4 protein-coding genes are annotated in these 5,037 nt (G+C 70.0%); 1 reads left to right on the top strand and 3 read right to left on the bottom strand.

The features are described 5' to 3' along the window. Nucleotides 1–67: 67 nt before the first annotated feature. From ABZ717_RS28340 to ABZ717_RS28330, 3 genes are all read right to left on the bottom strand, one after another. A complete protein-coding gene (locus tag ABZ717_RS28340) occupies nt 68–1,414 on the bottom strand; it encodes a pitrilysin family protein (RefSeq protein WP_358516258.1) in 1,347 nt (448 codons plus the stop codon). A 41-nt stretch (nt 1,415–1,455) separates the two neighbouring features. Further along, nucleotides 1,456–2,760 carry a pitrilysin family protein gene (locus ABZ717_RS28335; RefSeq protein ID WP_358516255.1) on the bottom strand — a complete coding sequence of 435 codons (1,305 nt, stop codon included), beginning with the start codon at nt 2,758–2,760 and terminating at the stop codon, nt 1,456–1,458. Nucleotides 2,761–2,967: 207 nt separating this feature from the next. Then, a complete protein-coding gene (locus ABZ717_RS28330; RefSeq protein WP_358516252.1) occupies nt 2,968–3,651 on the bottom strand; it encodes a hypothetical protein in 684 nt (227 codons plus the stop codon). 122 nt (nt 3,652–3,773) lie between these two features. On the opposite strand from ABZ717_RS28330, the gene ABZ717_RS28325 reads away from it, so the two are divergent. After that, nucleotides 3,774–5,037 (top strand): S49 family peptidase (locus ABZ717_RS28325; protein WP_358516249.1); only part of this gene is annotated, 1,264 nt, incomplete at its 3' end.

Raw genomic sequence — 5,037 nt, 5'->3', positions numbered from 1 at the left:
GGCCGAGCAGGCCGGTCCGCCTCGGGTTCGGCCCCACCACCCGAGCACGCGACGCCCGCCACGAGGGTCAGCTCCAGAGGGACTCGGGGGAACGCACCTCGACCGGACCGATCCCGGCCTTGGTGAGGGGTTCGCGGAGACTGTCGGCGTCACCGACCACCACCACGACCGATTCCTCCGGGTGGAGGTGCTCGACCGCGGCGCTGTTCAGGTCCTGCGCGGTGAGCTTCTCGTAGCCGGCCCGCACCCGGTCGACGTGGTCGTCGGGCAGGTCGTGCACGACGATGTCCACCAGGGCGCCGGCGACCGCGCGAGCGGTGGAGAAGGCGACCGGGAGCCCCACGGTGTTGGACTCGCGGACGGTGGTCAGCTCGTCCTCGGTGACCCCGCCCTCGCGCAGCTTCCGAACCTGCTCGAAGGTGGAGGTGACCGAGTGCGCGGTGGTGCTCGCCTCCACCTGGGTGCTCATGAAGAAGACACCGCTGTCGCGGCGCAGGTCGAAGCGGCTGCCCGCGCCGTAGGTGTAGCCCAACCGCTCGCGCAGCTCCATGTTGAGGCGGGAGGTGAACATTCCGCCCAGGACCTCGCTGATGCCCTCCACGCGCGGCAGGTCCACCTGCGAACGCGAGGGGGCCCGGTGCGCGACCACCAGGGCGGACTGCACCGACCCGGGACGGTCCACGATGAGGACCCGGGGCAGTTCGCCGGGCGGCGGCGCGGGCTCGGTGATCAGGCGCTCGGGGGTGGCGGCGGCGTCGCCGAAGACGCCGCGACCCAGCTCCTCCAGGTCGACCCCGGCCAGGTCACCGACGACCACGAGGGTACCGGCGACCGAGGCGAGGGACTCGGCGTGGAAGGCGGCCACCCGCTCGGGGGTGACGTCGGCGAGCTTGACCGGGCCGCCCGCCAGCGGGGTGGCGTAGCGGCCGCTGAACAACTGGCCACCGAGGCTGCGCATGGCCAGGGTGGACGCGGAGGCGGCCTCCAGCCAGAAGCGCTCCAGGAGTTGTTCACGGCGTCGGAGGATGTCGTCGGGGTTCAGCGCTGGGCGGCGCACCGCGTCGGTGAACAGGCGGACGGCCTCGCCGAGGCGGTTGGTCGGCGCGTCCAGGCCGGTGATGAAACCGTCCCAGTTGACGCGGGAGATCCACTCGGCACCGTAGCGCTCCAGTGCGGGCGCCAGCGAGCTGTTGCCGTCGGGGCCGTCTTCGAGGACCTCACTGGTCAGGGCGCCGACGCCCATGGCGTCGAGGGGTTCGACCGCACCGCCCGCCGGGTGGATGAGGCGGAGCGAGGCCAGCTGCTGGCCGGGCAGGTCCACGGCGACGACCGTGCCGTTGCCGACACGGATGCGCTGGGGCTTGGGAAAGGTGTAGGACGCGGCGGCACCGAGGTCCGGACGGGTCTGCTGCATGCTGCGGCTCTTTCTGTGGCTGGGAACGACGGGGCCTGCGGTCACGAACGGGAAGCGTCGGCTTCTGCCCCGGATTCGGGGTCGAACCGCACGACCAGCATGTTCTCGTCGACCAGGAGGCGCGCGGCGGCGGCACGGACCTCTTCGGCGGTGATGTCGGCCCAGCGCTGCGGCCAGGTGTAGGCGAGCTCGGGGTCGCCGAACAACTGCGTGCAAGCACCGATGGTGTCGGCCAGGCCGGAGGGGCCGGAGATGTGGTGCAGGTGCTCGCGCTCCAGGACGGCGCGGGCCCGGTCGAGCTCCTCGTCGCTCACCCCGTCGGCGAGCTTGGCGATCTCCTCGCGGATGGCCTTCTCCAGCACGTCGCCGTCGACGTTCTCGCGGGCGAGCATGTTCACCAGCAGCAGGCTGTCGGTGTAGCGGAACGGCAGGATGTCCGCGGCGCCACCGCCGTCGTCCGCGGCGATGGGGCGGTCCACGACCAGCGAACGGTACAGGCGGCTGCCCTGGCCTTGTCCCAGGACCGCGGCGGCCAGCTGGGCGGCGTCGTGCTCGCGTTCACCGTAGGCGGGCACCCGGAAGCCGATGAAGACACCGGCGGCGGGGACGGTCTCGGTGACCGCGTCGCCCACCGGGCCGCCCAGCCCACCGGTCAGGGTGGAGTCGGGGACCTCGGGGATCTCCTCGCGGGCCGGGATGTGACCGAAGAACTTCTCCACCCGGGCCAGGACGTCGGCGGTGTCCAGGTCGCTGACGATGGTCAGGACACAGTTGTCCGGGCCGTAGTGCAGCTTGTGGAAGGACTTGACGTAGTCCAGGTCCGCGGCGTCCAGGTCGGCCATAGATCCGATGGTCGGATGATGGTAGGGGTGTCCCTCCGGGTAGGCCAGGCGCAGGATGCGCTCCAGCGCGGTGCCATAGGGCTGGTTCTCGTAGCGCTGGCGGCGCTCGTTCTTGACCACGTCGCGCTGGTTGTCCAGGACCTCCTGGGTCATGCCCTCGCGCAGGGTGGCCAGACGGTCGGCCTCCAGCCACAGGATCAGGTCCAGGGCGTGGGTGGGGACCGTCTCGAAGTAGTTGGTGCGGTCGGTGGACGTGGAGGCGTTGATGTCGCCGCCGAGCCGCTCGACCGCGTCGAAGTGGTCACCCTTGTCGGTGTTTCCGGTTCCCTGGAACATCAGGTGCTCGAACAGGTGGGCGAACCCCGTGCGCCCGGGCACCTCGTGGCGCGAACCCACGCCGTACCAAAGGTTGACCGCGGCGACCTGACCGGTGGAGGCCGGAGCGGTCACAAGACGCAAACCGTTGTCCAGCGTGTACTGCTCGACCCGCCCGGACGTTCCCATGGTGGTCACCTGCGCATGCACCCCATCAAATCGCGTTGACTGCTTCAGCGAATACGAGCCTATGGCCTCAAGGCACCCTCAGGACACGAGGTTCGGGCAATCCGTAGGGGTTTTCGTCGCCCTCGCCGACCGATACCGGGAAGGGCGTGACACCGGTGACGGCCGGATGGTCACCGAAGCGAAGCGGAGGCGCTGGAGGACACGGCCTCAGGAGTTCGCGCGGTAGGCGGTGGTGTCCATCGACGCGGCGATCTCGTCGTAGAGGGCGTCGTACTGGGCGTCGACGGACCACACGTAGAGCATCACGTCGCTCTCGGGCAGGAACCACATGCGCACCTCGAAGTTGTCGCCGTTGGCGCAGGTGACGCTCCAGATCGAGTGGTGGGACTTGAGACCGTCGGCGTGCTCGAAGACGTTGCCGCTGCCGTTGGCCAGGGTCGCCTCGTCCACGCCGATGTTGCCCGAGCCCGCGGTGTTGAGGCTGCGGCAGCCGTCGGTGTTGTCCGCCCAGCCGTCGTCGTCGTAGAAGGCGTCGTCCTTCTTGGGCCAGCTCTGGGGGTGGTCGGCGGCCTGCTCGGGAACCAACCGGACCGAACCGTAGGCGCAGGCGCTCTGCCCGGGCGGGGTCAGGCACACCTGGCCGCCCTCGTTCTGGACCTCCCAGTCGTCGGGGGCCTCGATCTTCACCCCGGCGACCTCGACGTTCTCGAAACCCTCCGGGCCGGGCGGGTCGATCGCGGGCATCATGCCGCTCTCGCCACGCTCCAGTTCGACCTCCTCGGGCCCCCCGGAGCCACAGGCGCCGAGGGTCAACAGTGCCACCGCCGCGATCGCGGCGCCCTGGACGCCCCTTCTCGCACGTCGCCGCACCTGGTCCTTCGCGCCCGTCATGGTGTCCCGCCCTTCTCTGTGGTCTCCGCCGTGTGGGGTCCTCGTCGGCTCGGAGCAAGGTCGACCCTAGCGCTATCCACAGGCTCGACGCACAGTGGAACCGTCGCGACTACCCTGGGCCCATGGTGGACCTCGCGAAGATCACTGAGCCCTTGTCCCTCAACCGTTTCGGCCCTCGACCCCAGGGTCCTCTGGTCCTGGAACTGGATCTGACGGAAGGGGTGGTCGACGAGTCTCCCGGCGACCCCCTGAGCCAGATCATGAACCGACGCAAACAGCAGTACCTGGAGGTACTGGAGGGTATCCGCCGCGGTGCGCGCGACCCGCGGGTGGGTGCGCTCGTCGTGCGGGTGGACGCGCGTTCCCTCGGCCCGGCCAAGGTCCAGGAGCTGCGCGACACCGTCGCCGACTTCCGCGCCACCGGAAAGCCCGCGGTGGCCTGGGCTGACACCTTCGGCGAGGCCAGTGACGGCAACCTCCCCTACTACCTGGCGACCGCCTTCACCCGGATCGTCCTGTCCCCCACCGGCCTGGTGGGGTTGAACGGCCTGATGTCGCGGGCCACGTTCTACAAGGGCGCCCTGGACAAACTCGACGTGAGGTTCGAGGCCGGTGCCCGCCACGAGTACAAGAACGCCATCAACTCCTTCACCCAGACCGGGTACACCGACCCGCACCGTGAGGCGGTCGGTCGGATCATCGAGTCCATGAACGACCAGATCGTCGAGGCGGTCGCCAAGAGTCGCGGTCTCACCGACAAGCGGGTGCGCGAGCTCGTCGACACCGCGCCGATCCTGGCGAAGGAGGCGCTGGAGGCCGGGCTGGTGGACCGGCTCGCCTACCGGAACGAGGTCTACGACGACCTGCTGAAGGAGGTTCGGGGCGAGGAGGAGAAGTCGCCCGAGCCCGTCCTGCGGTTCGTCGTGCGCTACCACCGCGGGCACGTCACCCCGCCCAAGCCCAAGTTCGTCGCCGATGACGCGCACATCGCCCTGATCTCCGCCACCGGTGGCATCACCCTGGGCAAGAGCCGCCGTTCCCCGCTGGGCGGCGCCGTGATGGGATCGGACACCGTCTGCGCGGCGTTCCGGGCCGCCCGCCAGGACCCCCGGGTCAAAGCCGTGGTGTTCCGGGTGGACAGCGGCGGTGGTTCGGCCATCGCCTCGGACCTGATCCGTCACGAGAGTCAGCTGACCCGTGAGGCCGGCAAGCCGGTCATCACGACGATGGGCGACGTCGCCGGTTCCGGCGGCTACTACGTGGCCCTGGGGTCGGACGCGATCGTGGCCCAGCCCGCCACCATCACCGGTTCCATCGGCGTGCTCACCGGCAAGCCGGTCCTGGGCGCCCTCAAGGAACGCTTCGGCATCACCTCGGACTCGGTGC

It is taken from the genome of Nocardiopsis sp. NPDC006832 (assembly GCF_040635885.1).
Classification (GTDB): domain Bacteria; phylum Actinomycetota; class Actinomycetes; order Streptosporangiales; family Streptosporangiaceae; genus Nocardiopsis.
This window is presented reverse-complemented; position numbering and strand designations above follow the sequence as displayed.